Source organism: Parapedobacter brassicae, assembly GCF_051400755.1.
Classification (GTDB): domain Bacteria; phylum Bacteroidota; class Bacteroidia; order Sphingobacteriales; family Sphingobacteriaceae; genus Parapedobacter.
Map to the genome: position 1 here is coordinate 1 of NZ_JBLFFL010000021.1, position 1,346 is coordinate 1,346.

The 1,346-nt window shown below is 46.2% G+C and carries 2 protein-coding genes; both read right to left on the reverse strand.

Annotated features, from left to right (window positions below; all coding sequences use genetic code 11):
- Positions 1–142: 142 nt before the first annotated feature.
- Positions 143–316, reverse strand: coding sequence for a hypothetical protein (locus tag ACMGDE_RS19910; protein WP_436834592.1), 174 nt, complete (start codon positions 314–316; stop codon positions 143–145).
- A gap of 222 nt (positions 317–538) precedes the next feature.
- The coding region (locus ACMGDE_RS19915; protein WP_436834593.1) for an RHS repeat-associated core domain-containing protein at positions 539–1,346 on the reverse strand (808 nt) is incomplete at its 5' end.

Sequence of the window (1,346 nt, forward strand, 5' to 3'; positions counted from 1 at the left end):
TACCTCTCATCCATCTTTGACAAGTCCGAAAAAAGCACCATCACGGACAAGGAACTCGAACAGATTTTCAGAATGATCCCATAGAAAGCTCGGCGCAAGGGCTGGGCTGCAAATAATATTCTATAGAATGCTCCCCATAGCTTTACGCCATAGATCTGTATATTCCAATGGCTAATGAAATCAACCCAAGAAGAACAAAGAACAACCAATATTTTTTCAAAGGTTTCCAACCATCTTCTCCGGAAGAGTATTTTGCCATGATCCCCAAAGCAACAATCGCCAGTGATGAAAGTATTGTCAAAAATCCGTTATCCATGACGCCAAATTTTATATGGGTAGTGATCTAAGAATAAATACTATTCCACACATCAAACACATAATCACACCACCCCAAAGACCAACATAATTTGCCGGTGTCGGACCTTTCCAATTTGTTGCGGCGGAAGCCGGCGGCTGGCCTTTAATAAGGTATCGATAGACTAAGTATCCTACTAATAGAAAACCCAACCCTATAAAAAAACGCTTATAATCCATACACCTATTTTTTCTCTTGTTCGTCTTTAAACCTTTCAACAAAGCTATCCGTTTCTTTTTTCGCCGTTCCTTGTATGATACTCATAAGGTGTTTCGTTGCACTTTGAATCTCTTTGGAAAGACCTTGCACTGGAACCGGAGATATTTTGTCTACTGCCTTTGAACCAATGCGTTCTACGACCTCATGAACCATTTCGTTGCCAGCAGTGATTGCTGCATTTTTCTCACTCCCAGCAATCAACTCCACACCAACTTCCAATATTAATCCAGTTGTAGATGTTAATTTTCCTGCTGTGGCAACTATAGCCCCGGGAGCGGCACCTACACCAGCTACCGGTGCTCCGACTACTGCCATAGCGGCTCCTGCCGTTGCCGTATTATCACCAACAACCTGCATGGTTTCCGCCGAGGCAAGAAGACCTTCTTTGTTTTCAACCGTCCATTGCTGAATAGCCTGACCTGTTCCCTTGGTTGTCTGAACAACGGCTGCCGTAGCATTGTCGGACGTAGTTCTGACATCACCAAAAAACCGGTTATATGCCGCTTGCACACGGGCAAGAGGATTATATCTTGCCGGCCAGGGCCACTGCCCGTCCGGGTCAATGAACCGCATCGGATTGTCGAATGCGTAGGCATACGGACTCCATCTCCGTCCCAGTTCTGCCTTTGGGTCTACGGTAGCGAACCTTCCAATCACCGGGTCATAGAACCTTGTGCCGTAGTCGTACAGCCCCTGTTCCTCCTGCAGCTCCTTGCCGTTGTAAAGGTAATTATTTTCCGGCGATGCCACCAACCTGCCCTCGTGCGAAAGG